Origin of the sequence: Candidatus Methanomassiliicoccus intestinalis Issoire-Mx1, from assembly GCF_000404225.1 — an archaeon.
In the GTDB taxonomy this organism is placed as follows: domain Archaea; phylum Thermoplasmatota; class Thermoplasmata; order Methanomassiliicoccales; family Methanomassiliicoccaceae; genus Methanomassiliicoccus_A; species Methanomassiliicoccus_A intestinalis.
The window spans coordinates 1,408,765-1,426,440 of the sequence record NC_021353.1 but is presented as its reverse complement, the minus strand read 5'-3'; the positions used below and the strand labels follow the sequence as shown (position 1 = coordinate 1,426,440).

Genomic DNA, 17,676 nt, shown 5'->3' with positions numbered 1-17,676 from the left:
TATTTCAACTCTCGCCCTCGTGGCTTTATTGAATCTTTGTTATCCAGCCAAATGTATCTTCTTTCTCACCGTACTGGATTCCGGTTATCTCATCATAGAACATTTTTGCAATGGGTCCTGTTTTGAAATTATTAACTGTTACACTTTCCCCATTGTGATACACCTCTCCAACAGGCGAGATGACAGCGGCTGTTCCGGTTCCAAAGATTTCAGTCATGCTTCCGTCTTTGACAGACTCCATCACTTCATCAATTGAAATTCTCCTTTCTTCAACCTTTATGCCTTTTTTCTTTGCAATTTGGATTACACTATCGCGTGTAACTCCAGGGAGGATTGTACCCTCAAGCGGTGGAGTGATTAATACATCATCTTTGAAGAATGCAATATTCATCGTTCCCACTTCATCAATGTATTTTCCTTCCAGAGCATCTAACCATAGAACCTGTGAGAACCCTCTTCTCTGAGCTTCCATTGCTGGCAACAGTGATGCAGCATAATTCGCGGCTGTTTTCGCTTCTCCAAGCCCGCCACGGACAGCTCTGACATATCCTTCAGATGTCATCAGTTTAACTGGGCTCAGACCTTCTTTAAAATATGTTGAAACTGGTCCGGTTAATATGTAAAAATCGTACTTTTCTGAGACTCTGACACCTATGTAGTTCTCAGAAGCGAATATGAATGGCCGTATGTACAATGAGGATCCTCTTGCCTGAGGTATCCATTGCCTGTCCAGACCGACTAGTGTGGTTACTGCTTCTTTGAACATTTCACTATCCAGTGTTGGAATGCACATCCTTTTGCATGAATTTTCCATCCTAGCAATGTGCTTGTCCAGTCTGAATATGTTAACAGATCCATCCGCCGAACGGAATGCTTTCAGTCCTTCGAATATGCTTTGTCCATAGTGCAGGCTTGATAATGATGGATATACCTCGATCTTTCCAAAAGGAATAATCGCTGGGGGATTCCACTTGTTGTTGCGATACTCCATCTGGAACATATGATCGGAAAAAGTATGTCCGAACACTAAATTATCAAAGTCGACTTCATCGATTCTGCTTTTTTCAACCTTGTGAATTTCAATACTCACGATATCGCCACGTTCCAGACCCCTAATGCAGATCAAATATTTCTATCCATCCTCGGAGAAGCTATTTATCTGAGATGCTTACCGGGGCATCATGTGCATTTTACCAGATCATGAGATTCTGTCAAATATTCAAAATGGAATAATGAATATCAGTGATTTTTATGATGGATCCATAACTCCTAATGGCTATGACCTGAGAATCGCTGAGATCTCCATACCTGATTCCGGGCTAAAAATTACAGATGGGAAAGTAAAGATTCCACCCAAAACTATGTTTTATGTATCTACAATTGAAAAGGTAGAACTGCCGAATTATATCTCAGCACAATTATGGCTGAGAACTTCCTGGATTCGAAAAGGAATAATCGCCGGATTGGGAAAAGTGGATGCTGGATTCAAAGGAACGCTGACGTTTATGGGTTACAACGTCTCAAACAGTGACATCGAACTTTCCATCTCAGACAGATTTGTTCAGATTGTTTTTGAAACTCTGCATTCTCCGGCTTTAATTTCGTATGAGAAAAGAAGCGGGAATTATCAAGGTCAAAATGGAATAACACTCTCACCAATCCTCGACAAGATCTAGATCTGAAAATCTAATGTCTGCGCTGTATACGCTCATAGTCGGAGAGTATGTTTTAAGCTCTTCCAGTCTGTCGATAGTGATCTTAGATCCCATACTTCTTGCCTGCATAGACAGCTTGGCAAATACGGAATCCAGACTATCTCTCTCGCAGATCGTATAGAAATGGATGGTTCCGCCGGGGTTCAGGCATGTGAGGGCGTCATAAAAGAATTCGTGAGCGGAGTGCGGCAGGTTCATAATTATTCTATCGGCCGGAGGAAGATCATGGATCATCGCGGCAGAATCCCCTTCCAGAGGAATTATATTCTCTACCTTATTTATCTCTATATTTTTTTTCAGATAATCGATAGCATATGGGTTCAGATCCATTGAAAATACGATCTTTGGTTTGGCATATTTGGCAATCATTACTGAGTAAGGGCCAACTCCGGCGAACATGTCCACAACAATCTCATCATCTTTCACAAGAGATGTTATCCTGTGGCGTTCTGTAGCTAATCGTGGATTAAAGTATACATATGCAGGATCAAGAAGCAACCTTACCCCATGTTCCGTATGCATGGTCTCTGTTTTATCTTTGCCAGCAATTATATTCAAATCCCGTACCCGCAGTTCGCCCTTTACACCGCGGTCTTCCGCTACCGTACTGATATTGGGATGCACTTTCAACAGAGCATTTCCAATTTCATTTCTATATTCTTGAAGTTCCTCATCCAATTTAATGATGATAACCTCGCCGATAATGTCATACGATGCTGGAAGATAATCCTTTAACTCTGCAGGCATCTTTACAATATTCTTATAATCAGTTTCTGTCTTTTCTTGAGACTGAAGTTCTTCTTCAACAAACTCGTACTCACAATCTATCTCTTTAGAAACGACAGGTATTAGTATAAATTCACCTTGACCTTTTATTCTGAATGAAATATCCAGCAAACCGGATTCTATAAGTCTTCTGCGTATGGACTCCGCTTTCTCTCGAGGAACTTTAAGACAAGTGGCTAGCACGGTGTCATCATGGGTGAAATAATATTTGTGGGTTTAGGCATGTCAAAGCCTGAAGACATGAGCGTAAAAGCGCTCGAAACGCTTCGATCATCTGATAAAATCTTTGCGGAATTTTACACATCCAAGCTCATCGATTCATCAATAGAAGACTTAGAAAATTTTATTGGCAAAAAAATCACGGTTTTAAAAAGATCAGATGTTGAAGAGCATGATACTATAATCGAAGAGGCAAAATGTGGAAAAGTATCATTTGTGACAGCTGGAGATCCCATGTCTGCCACGACTCATGTGGATATAAGGTTGAGAGCTGAAAAGGAAAATATTCCTACGAAGCTAGTACACGGCGTCTCGATCTTTACAGCATGCGCTGCAGCTTTCGGCCTTCAGCCTTATAAATTTGGAAGAGCAGTAACAATTCCATTTCCTGAACCTGGTTTTCTTCCAGCATCTCCATATGATAATATTCTGGAGAATTTTGAACGCGGACTTCACACATTGATTCTTTTAGACATCAAAGCTGATGAAAGCAGGTATATGACGGCGAACATTGCCATGCAGTGGCTGTTGGATGCTGAAGAAAGACTGCATAAAAATTTAATAACGGATACCTCGCTGTTTTGTGCTGGAGCAAGGATTGGTTCTTCAACTCAAAAATTAGTTGCCGGATCTCCAAACAGTATTCTATGTGCAGATCTTGGATCACCGCTTCATTGTCTAGTTATGCCTGGGAAGCTGCACTTCATGGAAGCCGAGTCATTATGTGCATTTGCCGGAGCACCAAAATCTATTCTCAATGCTGATTAGGGCAGTCAAGCAGTAATGTAACTTCAGATTCTGCATTATCCTCCAGTGTTGGAACAGTCCAGTACAGAATCTTTGAGTGAGGTATCTTAGGACCCAGAAATTTCATTACATTTTTAAATGTATATTCATCTGCTTTTGGTGCAGATATAATCATAAGCGCCCTTTCTACCTCATACAGGTCAAAATCAAACCATGGGGATGTTAGTGCTTCCTGAATGGCGGCTTCTTCACCCCATGTGCCGCCGCCGCGTCCTATCCCCACTCTCATGTGGGATCGATTAAGATTTGTTTTTATTGCTGAAATGTCATCTTTTGTGATCATGCCTGCGATGTCTAAAATTGGTTTCGTCATGAAAAAATTCATAACTTTAAGCGCAGATTGAAGTGGTAAATCTGGTGCAAGTTTCAGCAATCCATCGTTTGGATATGAGATTGTAATATGTGAATGTTTTACTATTGTCGGTAGAGCTGCTGCAGATTGTTTTTTTCTGGCCTGTCCTTCTGCTGAAAAAGGTATGGCAACTGACGATACTGCAAGGGCTGTTGATTTTTTGCATGCATACGCTGTAAGTGGTGTGATCTTACTTCCAGTTTCACCACCCAGACCAGAAAAAATCGATACCATTTCTATGCCATCGATTAATCTGCATATTTTGTCAAGGGATGTGTGATTCAGCGTTCCAATAAGCTCGGGAGTTATCGAGTTTAAAAATTGAACATCATCATTGTCTAGTTTATATGCCGGTACAACCGGATCGATAAATGCGTCTCTGGATGTACACAATGCCACTTTATTTAAGGAACAGTCTTTTAGAATGTTGTGTCCAGCTCCGCCTATACCTATTGCTTTGACCGGAGGTCTGGGGTTTACACTTCCCGATCCTAGTGGTATTAGTTCTAGATCCATGATTCAATTTCCAATAGCCATGATTCCTTAACTAATCTTCTATTTTGCGCTCATTTTGCTTTTAATGGATCTTCTTCAACTGTGAATTGTTACTCAGCAAAATATGCACAACTCGTCAACATTTAATTTGGATGGATGCTTTATTTTAAAATATCTGGCTAAATTGGATACTACATCCAATTACTATTTTTCAAGTAATAAGGTTTATTTATTGACATTTTCATCCCAATATGATGGTAAAGCTTCAAGACATAGTGGATCGCATAAAATTAATGGACGGCACTCACCACGTTTTTCCTCTAAAAAACGAATGTCGTGAAAAAATATTAGACATCGAAAAAAATATCACTGCTGCAGCGGGAATACGTGTTTCTAATATTGGTGTAGAGGAGTGTCTGAAGAGGCAGTATGTGATATGCATTATCAAAGACAAGCGTTTCCGTCCTCCTCCGGAACCTACATTAAAGCTAATCTCTGACAACATAATACTCGGTGAAGAAGTTCTTCCGAACGCTAAAGAACAGTTTCTTGCAAATGTAAACGAATCAATTCTATGGCTATCTGAAGAATTTGTAATGTACCCTGAACGGTATGGCGGTGGTAAAGAGTGTTTTATCATGCCTCCGGTATCCTTCCCAGAAGTCAATGAATTCGAAGGTGCAGAAAATATTGTATCATGCTCTCCAGCTCCGCCTTCTGATATGTATATCAGAGCAAAACACGGCTATGAGGATGATCCGAAACTTGCAACAATTCTGGTAGGATTTGATTTTCCTAATCTGGAGTGATAATTTTAATAAAATTAAAAAAATGGTTTACTCAGAAGATTTAATTTCTGAGTATTCCAAATTCATTGAGTTTATCTGGTAGATATGTATCTGTAACGAAATCCAGACCATATTTAGCTAGAGCCTGCTGTTCAGCTTTTTTCTTTAATTTTAGCATCAACTCTATTTCACCTTTCCAGAATGATGTTTGAAATCTAGGGTCTTTCAGCTCTGCGTTAAGTGCTCTTACATCCATATCCGACAGCTTATCTGTAGGCAGGTCATAATTTTCAATATCTGAGGCAGTTATACCAATATACTCTGCAGATGGGGTTGCGAGATATTCAGAAAGGTGAGCTGTTTTAATTGCACCATATGCTACAGATGCATATATCCTAAAGGACCATGGATCTCCATCCGTGAACACTATAACCGGAAGCCCCATTTCATCGTTTAAACGTTTTATGAATCTTCTGGTGGATCTTGCAGGCTGCCCCTTAAGGTGAACCAATATTCCATCACTCTTTTCATCGAATCCGTTCTCAACAAGACGGTCAAACATACCACCGGTTTCTATTGCAATTACGAATTTAGCGCTGGTACTCTTCAGCTCTAATTTTTCTTTCTCAACATTGTATGGTATGCCGTATCCAGAATCTCCAACATCATCTCTGCAGTTCAATGCTTTTTTCTTTCCCTTTCTGTCTGTTTCAATGATGTTTAGATCTCCGATGATGTGTGCTCCATTTTCTTCTGGCCTGAGCTTGAAGTCCTCCCTGAGACAGTCTGTAACTATTTCCAGGTCTTCTGCTAGCAGATTGGATTCATCCTGTGAATTAAATTTAGCTTTGCCCCACGCTTCTGAAATGTAATAAGCTTCTCTTAAGGTAGATGACTTGTTTGTTTCAATCATATTCTGGATGAGCTCCAGCATGTACGATGTTCTCAGCAGCATCATGGCGCCTTTTACCTTTTTTGCGCTTCTGACACCGTTCATACTTCCGTATTTCCACACCTGGGAACGGTTATCAAATTTAATATTGGCTTTTGTTCTGAGAGGAAGCACCATTTTAGGAATTTTTCCAGACTCAAGCTGGTCATAAATATCTTCAGATATGGAATAAAGACGTTTTATTGCTTCCGTGTTGCGTTCATTCGTCATATAAATCCTCCTCAGTCTCATCGTAGTCGGGTTCTTCATCTTCTTCTTCACTAATTTCCACATCTGGAACCATGTCTACTTCCGTGAAATTAACTCCTTGAAGATCCCAGTCTCCTGGCAACGGGTCAGCACCCATCACATCTACCGGATTAATATTTGAAACGTAAATGTCCATCTCTTCATATGCCTCTTTATCAAGACCATTCAATTCAAAACTGATCTCAAAAATTTCTGTTGAGGCGATGCGGGGAAGATCCCATGTTAATTTTATATCATCTTTAACTTCTGATGGGTTTAATGAATATGATATGAGACTCGTTCCTTCTTTTGGCAACACTGTGTGCAATTTAAACTTCTGATTTTTTGGAGTATAGTTGTATATTGTAATTTTAGCACGGTGTTTTCCCTTATCATATGTTATTGACTCATCAATCCATACGACATTCATGATTTTTGTGATGGTTCCTCTTAGATCCGGTATTGGTTTACCGAGAACATTGGCAGTTTTTTCTGCCATGAGCGGAATAATGACCTGAACAATTTCGAATTTAGCTCTTGTTTTCTTTTTTCTTTCTTTTTTATTCAAGTGTGTACGCAGGCTTCTTCCGCAGGCTTTGAGTGCAAGAGTTATCTCTTCTTGTATCTGTGGTATTGCAGAAACTGCTTCTTTAGCTTCTGATGTAAATGGTATTTTTGTGGATGCAATATGCACAAGAATTATTGCTGGACCATATGGAATCCCGGTTCCGCCACGCTGCTCCAATCCGTATCTTCTCCAGTCTGTGGCTTCTATCGCTTTTGTAATTGCGCATGCGCCCTGCTGATAAAGAAGAGGAACCCTGTTAGCAAATCTCAATATCTGAACCTGTTGATCAGACGGCAGCCCGCCTCCATATACTATTCCAACTTCAACAAGGAATGGATTCCCCGAATGTGATTTGGGATCTCTGGTGATGGGAGGTGCATAGTATTCTGGTTTAATGTCTGAAAGAACGTGCTTCAAACCCTTCCTTATCAGGTTCTCACCAATCGGCGAAAGGCAGTCAGACTGCGGTGCCATGATCTTTACTTTTCCTATGCCATCCTGCAGCTGTTTGCATTTTTCAAGATCCATCGTTGATAATCTGGTTGTTTCTGTTATTCCAGCTGCACTGCAGATCTCTTTGGCTACACGTTCTGATATCCTGCTAAAATCATTCTGAAGAAACTTTATCAGACTCTTTTCAGAACTGGCATTTACCATGTTCATCAATGTTCCCAGTTCAATCCCGTCAGGATGTGGTTTGATCTCCTTTGACTGGGGAGGCAGTTCATTCGTTGCCCTTTCAAAGATATATTTGTGTCCGTCTGGATCAATAAATGTTAAAGATGCATGAGGATTGACAATTGCAGTTTGCCGGAGATACTCATAGATTGATTGTTTTCCGGTGATGTATCTTCCGCTCATGTAGAATGTAATGCGGGTTCCAGACTCTTTCTCATTCCACGGGATATACTCTTCTCTTAAGATTACCGGGGTGTTCTTTTTAGTATCAATGATAATATCAATTTCTTTGGCGGCTTCCGCACTTTTCACCTTAGATCTGGCTGTTGCAGGTTTTCCGGTAGTAATCTGTGCACACATTACCGTTGCAGAAATGCCGATACCCTGTTGTCCTCTGGACTGTCTCACAGCATGAAATCTCGAACCATGCAGCAATCTGCCAAATACATTCGGCATAGCTGCAGAAGGTATACCAGGACCGTTGTCTTCAATAGTTACTTTGTATTCTTTTTGATCCATTTTTGATATTTCTACAAGTATGTCTGGAAGGATTCTAGCTTCCTCACAAGCATCCAGAGAATTATCTACTGCTTCTTTAACACCCATAAGCAGTGACTTCACTGGAGAATCAAAACCAAGAATCTGTCTGTTTTTTTCAAAGAATTCTGAAACTGAAATGTCTTTTTGACTTTTCACTGTTTTTGTAGTCGTCGTCTTAGATGGCATGCCAGATGAGGGCAATATGTAAAAAGATTAAAAAGTTTGGGAGACAAAGTCCCCCGTTCATTCAAATTTTTTCCCGCATCCAGGACAAACCGTAGCGTTTTCATCCACCTTTGTGCCACATTCTGTGCAGAAGTAATCATCATCAGCGCCTTTGAATGGGGCAGATGGCATCTGAACCTCTTTGGGATCCACAGCAAAGCTTTCTCCACACTGTGGACAGAACTTTTGTCCTTTAATTACTTCTGAGTTGCACTTTGGACAATGGAATGTTCCGTCAGGCCCTTCTTCTGGACGGCTCTGTTTAGCTCTCTGCTGTTCGAACAGTTCTCTGTTCCTGCGGTTGGTATACATCATGAACATTAGTAAGAAGTATAACAGACCGATATACAATGCAACATTTGTGACAGTTGTTTTGTATATTGTGACGTACAGCGATGTGGAATCCTCATTGATTGGTCCGATAACTGCACTAGTGAACTCACCATCTATCTCTGAGCTTTCATCAACAAGCTTTCCTTCAAACATGTATGAATACATATTTGGACTCAGATTGTCAAGAGTTACGCTCCAAATATTTTTTCCATCCTCTGTTTTGCCTTCAGTAGTCATGGAGTAAGAACTACTATGACCATTTCCTACGAAGTATATACCAAATGCAGATGTCGGTGCAATCCAGAGTTTAACAACGTCATATTTTTCATCTGCTTCTACAGTGAATGTATATGTTCCGTTTTCTGATTCAATATATGGAGTTACTGTTCCATTAATGATTGTTTTGTCCTTACTTTCTGAAAATATATCTTTATCTTCATATTCGTACACTACATTTTCTGAAAAATAAGATAACGGTATTGGCATCAATAGAATAAATGCAATTCCCCATACTGCAAGCAGTTTAAACGATTTTAATCCGAAATAGTATGGAATGAAATAAATTACTAATACACATATCAAAAATCCAAAGCAGATGCTTGGTGATATGTATGCCAGTAATATAAATGCAATAACTGATGCTATTACAATACCCAAGATCGGTCCCCATTTTTTACTGGAGATCGCGTCTAGAGATGATTTATATCCGGCCATGTTTAACCATCTCACCCATGCATTGATGCATATATAACTTTCTTTCTACTTTATATGCGCCTGTAATCTTAACACTCTTTCTTTTTAAATGTGATGAATGTTGCCCCATTGCAGTGTTTTTATATTGTTAAATATGTCTATTCAACTGCTCTCTACTAAATATTGCTGTATGCAATGCTTTATATGTCACATGGAAGGGAAAGGATAAATAAGGTCATGGAGTACCGAATTACAGTCGGTTGGTGTGTTTATTGGCTCTAACGATTGATGAACAGATAAAATCTATTGAAGAGGAAATCGAGAAGACCCAATATAATAAAAAAACACAGGGACACATAGGACTTCTGAAAGCCAAGATCGCCAGATTAAAAATGGAGCAGGAAAAAAGACGTGCTGCTTCAGGCGGCGGAGGCCAGGGATATTCTGTTAAGAAATCAGGCAATGCTACTGTAGCACTGGTTGGATTTCCGAGTGTAGGAAAATCAACACTTTTAACTAAATTAACAGGCGCTAAAAGTGATGTTGCAGCTTATGCATTCACAACTCTGGATGTAATCCCCGGATTGATGACTTATAAGTTTGCTAAAATCCAGATTTTAGATATGCCAGGGCTTATCCGGGACGCGTCAAAAGGAAAAGGCCGAGGCAGAGAAGTTTTAGCTGTTGTCAGAACTTCTGATCTGGTGTTTTTTATTGTTGATGTGTTCGACACCAATGTAGAAGTTTTGATGGATGAACTATATAATGCTGGTATTCGATTAAATACCCACCCTCCGAATGTTGTAATCACAAAAACTGATCGCGGTGGTATAGAGGTTAAGCCTACAACCACTATGACTAAAATGAGTGCAGAATCTGCTGCAGAGATGGTATCTGCCTACGGGTACGTAAACGCAGAAGTCATCATCAGAGAAGATATCGATGAGGAGCAGTTGATCGATGCTCTTACTGGCAATCGTGTATACCTTAAGGCGATTGTAGCTATAAACAAGATAGATTCAGCCGAACCTAAGCTTTTAAACTCCGTTAAAGAGAAAATGAAGAAATATGATCCAGTTTACATCTCTGCGAATAAAGAAATTGGCTTAGATGAACTGAAGGAGCGCATATATCATGAGCTCGATTTCATTCATATCTTTTTGAAGCCGCAGGGAATGGATGCTGATATGGATGAACCCATGGTCATCATGAACGGGTCGTCTATCGGAGATTTATGTGACCGCATCCATCGTTCCTTTAGGAAAAATTTCAGGTATGCTATAGTCTGGGGCAAAAGCGCCAAGTTTCCAGGACAGACTGTTGGAGTGGATCATATCCTCAAAAACGGCGATATCGTGACTGTAGTGGTAAAGCGCGGTGGTGACTAACCATTTTATATCCTTTATTTATTTGTACTTTTGATGATTCAGAAACCACGCGGCACTAGAGATTTTCGCTCAGATGAGATGGAAAAGAGAAGATATCTCGAAAAATTGATGCGTGAAGAAGCAGCGCTTTTTGGTTTCAGAGAAATTGCCACACCGATTTTTGAGAATACCGAATTATTCACTTTAAAATCTGGCCCCAACGTGATCGATGAAATTTATGCATTTACAGACAAAGGCGGGAGAGAAATAGCACTCCGCCCTGAGCTTACTGCTCCGGCAATGAGATTTTTTGTAAATGAGCTCTCTTCAGAACCAAGACCATTGAAGATGTTTTACTTTGGACAGTGCTTTAGGTATGAAAGACCGCAATCTGGACGTTATAGGGAGTTCTTCCAGTTCGGCGCAGAAATGATCGGATCAGCCGGACCGCAGTCTGATGCTGAAGTGATATCTCTGGCAGCTTCCATTATGAAACACATTGGATTGAAGGATTATAGAATAAGAATCGGACACATCGGAGTTCTGAGAGAAATGCTATCTTCTTCTGGAGCCAGTGCGGAAAATATTCCCCTCATACTTCAGAAACTTGATAAAAAAGAGTATGAAGAAGCATCTCAACGTATGGAAGCAGCCGGGTTATCTAAAGATTCGATCTCTACAATCATTGATGTAACTGAGACTGTAGGTTCCATTGATGTTTTAGAAAAAATCAAAGGGGATGCAAGAGAACATTTATCAAAAGTATTCCAGATACTCAATTACTATGGGTTTGACAATGTAGAGATCGATCTTGGAGTTGTAAGAGGTCTGGATTATTACACAGGATTAGTGTTTGAAATGGACGCACCGGTTTTAGGTGCTGAGAAACAGATCTGTGGAGGAGGCTCTTATTCTCTTACAGAATTGTTCGGCGGAGAAAAAACATTCTCCACAGGTTTTGGCATTGGGTTTGACAGGACGCTTCTCGCACTGGAGCGTGAAGGATTTGAAACTCCAAAATATGAAATTTCGGCATATGTAATCCCTGTGTCCGACACTATGAAAGATGAATGTTACAAAATTGCTGCAGACTTAAGACTGTCTAACATACCTACAGAATTAGACTTGATTGGTCGCAGTCTTTCAAAGAACTTCAAATATGCTTCTTCGATAAATGCTAAAAAGGCAGTTATCGTAGGTGAAAAGGAATTTGCTGAAGGGTGCGTTTCTATCCGAGATATGTTGAGCGGTGAACAGAAAGTTGTAAAAATCGCCGAGATCCTTCAAGAGTTCTGATTACTTATTGAGTGGCTGGGACTCTACAGATCTTAAGATCTGAACACATCTGTTCTTTTCATCTACAAGTAATATCTTTGGTTCTATCTGGACGTCACCGTACTCAAATGACATTATGATTACTCTGTCGCCTACATCTACCAGCCTTGCCGCTGCACCGTTTACGCATATGACTCCAGAATCGCCAGGGACAACATATGTTTCAAATCGGCTGCCATTGTCCACATCTGAAACCAGTACTTTTTCTCCTGCCCAGATCTCCGCTTCAGCTAAAAGCGATCTATCTATAGTAATGCTACCAACGTATTCTACGTTCGCTTCGGTTACCGTTGCGCGATGAATCTTGCTCCGTAGGAGGCAACGCATGGGGGCTCTATGGTAGCTTTATTTTAAATACTTTTGATTCTCCATGTGATTTACAGAATCTAACGTCTTGAAACAGACCATGCATCAATGCACGCTGCTCATTAAATGCAGCAGCGATCTGTTGCTTCACGGTTTCTCTATTTGATAGACTTATGCTGTGATGATGAGTGATATATAGTATATTGATAATTATGACATGGAGTTGGAAATGTCTTCAAAAGTTGTAGTTGATATGCCTATTTGTCCTAATCATACTGTTATTGAAACTGATTTGAATGAAGATGGGTCTGTTAAAATTCATATAAAATCCACGTGCAGTCACGTTCGAGACTATGCTAAATCTTTAACAGAAGTTGAATTAGTCGATATGACATCAATGACAGATTCTAAAATAATGAAACTTGCAGAAACATCCCATATCACACCAACTTGTTTAGTTCCAGTTTCAATCTACAATGCTTGCTGGCTGGAATCTGGAATGATCTCAAAGACAGCTGCAAAAAATTCACCGACTTCTACAATGACATTTGATATGGAATGAATACAGCTAATATTCTGCATATCCCTCTGAGTTTATGCAGACATCATATTTACAATTTGGAATTTAGTGAAAAGCAATATATGCTCTTTAACAATGCTGCACCTATGGTTTGTGATAATGATGCTTCAAAATGCAGCTGCTCAAGTAGCTGTCCCAGACATGGAAAATGCTGTGAATGTGTTACATTCCATAGAGATGTGAAGAAGAATCTCCCTTCATGTCTTAGAGGACTGCAATCAAATTCTCCCATTACTATCTGCTAATACTGCTTTGAGTATTGGTCTTATTTTAAGTCCTTACTCTGAAATGAGTATTTAGCAGCGCAGATTCTGCAAGCGATGCAAATCTGTTTATGGCATATGCACATGCCAAAAACAGTTACGCTTCATCGTAAAATAATGATCATCTCATTATTTGACATTATTATATTTAATCTTCAGATTCCTTTTTAGTGGCTGGTGTTTTATGATTGTCGATGTAATACCTTATTGCGTAGAGTACAAAGTCTCCACGACCTGTAAATCTCCCATTCTCAACTTCTTCATCGATGACTTTTACAATTGCAGGCGGAGCTGTGACTTTGATTTGCCTTGTATTGGACATATCTGCCTTATAATGGTATTTAATTAATGATATTTTATGTATTGTATGGTTACTATTTTAGACCATTTGTGAATCTGGCTATTTATGACCGTAAAAGGGCTGTTTTTGTAATAAATTATGTCTGAATATATCCGTTTAAGTCCATTATTCGTCTGTAATATTGTTTTTGACTTTTTTATAATGCTTATATATGAAATATGTGGCTAATGCAATTACAAGGATACTTAATATTATAATATCGATATGAGCTGCCTCAAAAAGTTCCTCAATCTGCCCGTAATTCTCCCCAAGAACATAACCTGCAGATCCTAATACAGTATTCCATATTGCAGCCCCGATGAATGTAAAAATTGTAAACTTCTTTAAATCCATATCTGCAAGGCCTGCAGGAAACGAGATTATAGAACGAATGCCAGGCAGTGCATGGCCTATTAAGACTCCATATGATCCATACTTTTCAAACCATGCATTTGCTTTGTTTAATGATCCTTCATTTAATCCGATGTACTTTCCGTATTTTAGTATCACAGCCCTTCCCAGCCATTTTGCGAGATGGTATGCTACTATAGCACCGAGTGTAGCTCCGACTGACGCTACAAATATTACCAGAACTAAATTAAAGCGGCCATTTTCTGCAAGGTAGCCAGCAAACGGCATTATAATTTCACTGGGTATCGGTGTCAGAATGCCCTCAATAAACATTGCTAAAAATATTCCTGCATATCCAATAGTATCTATAAAATTGGTAACAATCTCAAATATCGTGTCGAATAAGCTGCCGACTATGGACACTTTGTAACCCTACAAGTTAATCTACGGTTGTTTCAGTATATTTCTTTTGTGTTTTACGTTGAAATGCAACCCGATCTAAAAACGTGAATGCATTGCTGAAAACCGTTAATACTTATGCTAGGTTTTGCTTTCACTACTGAAAACAACATTCTAATCTCTTTGTTATTTCAAAGGAACCCCTTCGTTCTGCATTTTTAGATCCCATATCTTTAGAATTCGATGATATTATTGGGTCGTATTGCAAAAGAGACTAAGCATATCAGAAATAAAAAAAATCACAAGATGGAATTTAATTTTCTTACCTGCAGATATTACATAAAACATGCCATTATGTTGAAAAGTGACATGTTTTTGAAGATAAATTTGGGTAATTTTTAAAGTTCATTAGTTGAAAAGATTTTAGCAATATGATTACACTATTATGTCCATTATGCAACGATCCTATCATCGGTGCAGGCGAATCAGATCTTAGTAAAAATCTGCAAAATCACTTTTTAACAAAGCACAATATTTCCGTAGCTTCAGTACCACATGGTAGCAATCTCCAGCCCGAGGATTATTCTCAGAGGCCATATGATCAGGAGGCAGTTATTGAATTTCATGATTCCCGATCAGAAAGACTTCCAGGCGAAGCATTACCAGAATCTATAATCTGTCCAATATGTGGAGATGCGATAAGAGGTTTAACCGATGATAAACTTTCATATAACCTGGCATATCATATGGATGTAGTTCATGGTATGAAGGTTAAGTTCAGTGGCAAATCATAATTCCCTAATCTTTACTACTGCTTCTTCACCTTTTTTATTTTCTGGAGATATATATACAAAGATGCAGGTCAAAACCTGGCATATAAACATTATCATCCATAAAAATCTAAACTCATCTATGGAGCTGTTCTTGTTAACTATATAATGAGACAGACTCTGCATTACACCGGCACCTAGGAATAAAAAAACATTCATGGTAGCAACTGCAGTACCAGATATTGCTATTGGAAACCAATCTTTCAACTGAGCATAGGTAACTATCATCCAAGATGCTGTGAAACCCATTGCTACATTGACTGCTATCCAGAAAGTGTAATTATTTATCATTCCTGCAAATGTGAAAATTATCAGCCATATAACTGCGTATCCAATGTTTCCTGTAAGGCTCACACGTTTTCTGGAGTGAAATACGCGGTCTGACATTAGACCAGCAAGAGGAGCACCTATGATCATACCGATGCCGACTGCGGTGATCATCCAGCTGGAGTTATACTCAAAGTCATAGGCATTATTGAAATATGTACCCGCCCACAAGCCTTCGTATGTCATCAATGTTCCGTACAATAAGAAATAAGCGATAGCCGGAGCCCAGAATTTTCTTCCGCTGGTTACAACAGTCATCAAGCCGCTTTTCATGGATACTTTAGCGGAGGTGGAGTCTGAGACAGAAACTCCAGTTTCATTTGAAATTATTTCTTCTATGCTCATATACCCTTTTTCTGAGGGGTGGTTTCTGATAATTACATAACACATTACAGCCAGGATCAATGTGGTTATAGCTAGGAATATAAACACATCCTGCCACCCGATAGCATCTGAGAGGATTGCAAGCGGAGTCGCCGAAGCTATTGCTCCGGCATTTCCAACTGCAAGTATTATTCCATTTAGTGAAGCAAACTCATTTTTCTTAAACCATACTGCTAATACCTTTAGCATTGGGATGTAAATAGCACCGAGTCCAAGGCCTATGAGCACCCTTCCAATTAAGACGGTATTCCACGATTCTCCCAGTCCAATTAAAAATGCACCTAATGCTGCGATTAACAAAAATACACTTACCAATGACCTGACTCCATATCGATCTGCCATCAATCCGCTTGGAATCTGCATCAGCACATATGAATAAAAATATGCGGAGCCGAGTAAAGCAACAGACCCTCCCACCGCTGAAACTATTTCTGTACCAACTACAGCGGTTGAGGTTCTATGAAAATAAACAAAAAAGTAAGCTATGAGAAGTATGACTAAGATTATCCATCTATAACTCAAAGTCTTGTTTGCTTTTTGGCTGTTCACGACAACGCCACATTGAGATATTATAAAATCCTATTTGCTATCATATTTTCAAAAAGAATGCTTATAAAAATGCATCAGTATATATTTGAATCCTGATCTGATACACTGTTGAATATTAATGAATCAAAAGGAGTACTGGGACAAGTCTACATGCAAAACATTCACTGCTATGTTGCATCTTGATGAATTATCATTATATCTGAAAAATGATGACAGCATTTTGGATGTAGGATGTGGTTATGGAAGGACTCTGTATGAATTATATTCAAATGGTTATAAAAATTTAAAAGGTGTTGATTTTTCTTCAAAAATGATTGAAAAAGGTAAGCAACTTTATCCATTTCTAGATCTGACTGTTAAACACGATAAAACACTTGAGTTTGATGACTGCAGTTATGATGCAGTTATCTTATCTGCAGTTTTGACATGCATTGCAGATGATAATGAACAAAAATACCTCTTGGATGATATATTTCGTATCCTCAAACCAGATGGGATTATTTACGTAACTGATTTTTTAATTAATTATGATAGAAGAAACTTAATCAGATATGATCTATATGCATCAAAATATGATAAATATGGAGTTTTTGAAACTCCTGATGGAGCTGTTCTGAGACATCACGACATAGTTTGGATCAAGGAATTATTAAGTTCGTTCAAAATGTTAACTCTAAAGAATGTAGTATATGATACGATGAATGGCCATACTTCCAATGCCTTTTACTTCATCGGTAAAAAATGATAGCGTCACCAAATACACTTATTTTTTAATAATAGGCATTCGTTAGTTATCTACATGTATGAATCGCGGTGCGGTGTGCTCTGTAATTCTTGTGAACGTAAAGAAAGTGTGCATTGTAAAGGCTGCATAGACATGAAAACGCCATTTTGGGGCGGAGAATGTAAAGTAAAAAGCTGTTGTGAATCAAGAAGTTTCAATCATTGCGGAGAATGTAATGTTTTTCCATGTGATACTCTCTGCAATATGGGTAAGGATCAGGGGTATGATCCAGCTATTAAGATAGATCAATGTAAAAAATGGAAAAGTGAGTAAACATTGTTTGACTAATGAACAGTCAGACATTCAAAACTGATTATTAACAGCTAATAACTAACCCACAATGATATTCTTCAGTGGTGCGAGGGAAGGGATTTGAACCCCTGAACCTCTACGGAACAGATCTTGAGTCTGTCGCCTTTGGCCGGTGAGATAGGAATCTCACCATTGACCTGGCTTGGCTACCCTCGCTTAGCAAGCTTGTA

19 protein-coding genes and 1 tRNA gene are annotated in these 17,676 nt (G+C 39.1%); 9 read left to right on the top strand and 11 right to left on the bottom strand.

Annotation, left to right across the window (positions count from 1 at the left end):
* Positions 1–25: 25 nt before the first annotated feature.
* A complete protein-coding gene (locus H729_RS06805; RefSeq protein WP_020449274.1) occupies positions 26–1,126 on the bottom strand; it encodes a branched-chain amino acid aminotransferase in 1,101 nt (366 codons plus the stop codon).
* A gap of 55 nt (positions 1,127–1,181) precedes the next feature.
* Between H729_RS06805 and dcd the strand changes: the two genes are divergently transcribed.
* A complete protein-coding gene (gene dcd / locus H729_RS06800; protein WP_020449273.1) occupies positions 1,182–1,676 on the top strand; it encodes a dCTP deaminase in 495 nt (164 codons plus the stop codon).
* Here dcd and H729_RS06795 read toward each other — a convergent pair.
* On the bottom strand, positions 1,653–2,684 hold the full coding sequence (locus H729_RS06795; protein WP_048134023.1) for a class I SAM-dependent methyltransferase: 1,032 nt from the start codon (positions 2,682–2,684) through the stop codon (positions 1,653–1,655). The genes dcd and H729_RS06795 overlap by 24 nt on opposite strands.
* Before the next feature lie 9 nt (positions 2,685–2,693).
* Here H729_RS06795 and dph5 point away from each other — a divergent pair, with 9 nt between their 5' ends.
* On the top strand, positions 2,694–3,488 hold the full coding sequence (gene dph5, locus H729_RS06790) for a diphthine synthase (RefSeq protein ID WP_020449271.1): 795 nt from the start codon (positions 2,694–2,696) through the stop codon (positions 3,486–3,488).
* Here the strand turns inward: dph5 and H729_RS06785 are convergent.
* Entirely contained in the window at positions 3,475–4,395 is a 921-nt protein-coding gene (locus H729_RS06785) for an FtsZ/tubulin family protein (RefSeq protein ID WP_020449270.1), read from the bottom strand. The two genes, dph5 and H729_RS06785, sit on opposite strands and share 14 nt — an antisense overlap.
* 233 nt (positions 4,396–4,628) lie before the next feature.
* On the opposite strand from H729_RS06785, the gene H729_RS06780 reads away from it, so the two are divergent.
* Positions 4,629–5,183 (top strand): hypothetical protein, encoded by a 555-nt coding sequence (locus H729_RS06780; RefSeq protein ID WP_148285442.1) that lies wholly within the window; start codon positions 4,629–4,631, stop codon positions 5,181–5,183.
* Positions 5,184–5,223: 40 nt separating this feature from the next.
* On the opposite strand, the gene H729_RS06775 is transcribed toward H729_RS06780, so the two are convergent.
* Genes H729_RS06775 through H729_RS06765 form a run of 3 tightly spaced genes read right to left on the bottom strand, consistent with a single transcriptional unit; the run spans position 5,224 to position 9,400 of the window.
* On the bottom strand, positions 5,224–6,324 hold the full coding sequence (locus tag H729_RS06775; RefSeq protein WP_020449268.1) for a DNA topoisomerase IV subunit A: 1,101 nt from the start codon (positions 6,322–6,324) through the stop codon (positions 5,224–5,226).
* Complete coding sequence (locus H729_RS06770) at positions 6,314–8,314, bottom strand: DNA topoisomerase VI subunit B (RefSeq protein ID WP_020449267.1); 2,001 nt, start codon at positions 8,312–8,314, stop codon at positions 6,314–6,316. Before H729_RS06770 ends, H729_RS06775 begins: the two co-directional genes overlap by 11 nt.
* 57 nt (positions 8,315–8,371) lie before the next feature.
* The gene (locus H729_RS06765; protein WP_020449266.1) at positions 8,372–9,400 is read right to left on the bottom strand and encodes a zinc-ribbon domain-containing protein; all 1,029 of its coding nucleotides are present in this window, start codon (positions 9,398–9,400) and stop codon (positions 8,372–8,374) included.
* Between the two features lie 251 nt (positions 9,401–9,651).
* Between H729_RS06765 and H729_RS06760 the strand changes: the two genes are divergently transcribed.
* The gene (locus tag H729_RS06760; RefSeq protein ID WP_020449265.1) at positions 9,652–10,767 is read left to right on the top strand and encodes an OBG GTPase family GTP-binding protein; all 1,116 of its coding nucleotides are present in this window, start codon (positions 9,652–9,654) and stop codon (positions 10,765–10,767) included.
* A 33-nt stretch (positions 10,768–10,800) separates the two neighbouring features.
* Positions 10,801–12,042 carry a histidine--tRNA ligase gene (hisS, locus tag H729_RS06755; RefSeq protein ID WP_048134527.1) on the top strand — a complete coding sequence of 414 codons (1,242 nt, stop codon included), beginning with the start codon at positions 10,801–10,803 and terminating at the stop codon, positions 12,040–12,042.
* Here hisS and panD read toward each other — a convergent pair whose 3' ends face one another.
* Positions 12,043–12,408, bottom strand: coding sequence for an aspartate 1-decarboxylase (panD, locus tag H729_RS06750; RefSeq protein ID WP_020449263.1), 366 nt, complete (start codon positions 12,406–12,408; stop codon positions 12,043–12,045).
* A gap of 208 nt (positions 12,409–12,616) precedes the next feature.
* On the opposite strand from panD, the gene H729_RS06745 reads away from it, so the two are divergent.
* A complete protein-coding gene (locus H729_RS06745; RefSeq protein WP_020449262.1) occupies positions 12,617–12,949 on the top strand; it encodes a DUF6951 family protein in 333 nt (110 codons plus the stop codon).
* Between the two features lie 429 nt (positions 12,950–13,378).
* Here the strand turns inward: H729_RS06745 and H729_RS10030 are convergent, their stop codons facing one another.
* Together H729_RS10030 and H729_RS06740 are read right to left on the bottom strand one after the other, a co-directional pair.
* Positions 13,379–13,552, bottom strand: coding sequence for a ribbon-helix-helix domain-containing protein (locus tag H729_RS10030; protein WP_020449261.1), 174 nt, complete (start codon positions 13,550–13,552; stop codon positions 13,379–13,381).
* Positions 13,553–13,696: 144 nt separating this feature from the next.
* Entirely contained in the window at positions 13,697–14,344 is a 648-nt protein-coding gene (locus H729_RS06740; protein ID WP_020449260.1) for a DedA family protein, read from the bottom strand.
* Positions 14,345–14,751: 407 nt separating this feature from the next.
* Here H729_RS06740 and H729_RS06735 point away from each other — a divergent pair, with 407 nt between their 5' ends.
* Complete coding sequence (locus H729_RS06735) at positions 14,752–15,114, top strand: hypothetical protein (protein WP_020449259.1); 363 nt, start codon at positions 14,752–14,754, stop codon at positions 15,112–15,114.
* Here H729_RS06735 and H729_RS06730 read toward each other — a convergent pair.
* Positions 15,109–16,410 carry an MFS transporter gene (locus tag H729_RS06730; RefSeq protein ID WP_020449258.1) on the bottom strand — a complete coding sequence of 434 codons (1,302 nt, stop codon included), beginning with the start codon at positions 16,408–16,410 and terminating at the stop codon, positions 15,109–15,111. The two genes, H729_RS06735 and H729_RS06730, sit on opposite strands and share 6 nt — an antisense overlap.
* A gap of 118 nt (positions 16,411–16,528) precedes the next feature.
* Between H729_RS06730 and H729_RS06725 the strand changes: the two genes are divergently transcribed.
* Both H729_RS06725 and H729_RS10315 read left to right on the top strand, forming a co-directional pair.
* Complete coding sequence (locus H729_RS06725; RefSeq protein WP_020449257.1) at positions 16,529–17,155, top strand: class I SAM-dependent methyltransferase; 627 nt, start codon at positions 16,529–16,531, stop codon at positions 17,153–17,155.
* A gap of 54 nt (positions 17,156–17,209) precedes the next feature.
* A complete protein-coding gene (locus tag H729_RS10315) occupies positions 17,210–17,467 on the top strand; it encodes a DUF3795 domain-containing protein (RefSeq protein WP_020449256.1) in 258 nt (85 codons plus the stop codon).
* Positions 17,468–17,548: 81 nt separating this feature from the next.
* On the opposite strand, the gene H729_RS06720 is transcribed toward H729_RS10315, so the two are convergent.
* Positions 17,549–17,662 (bottom strand) — tRNA-Leu (locus tag H729_RS06720).
* Between the last annotated feature and the right edge of the window lie 14 nt (positions 17,663–17,676).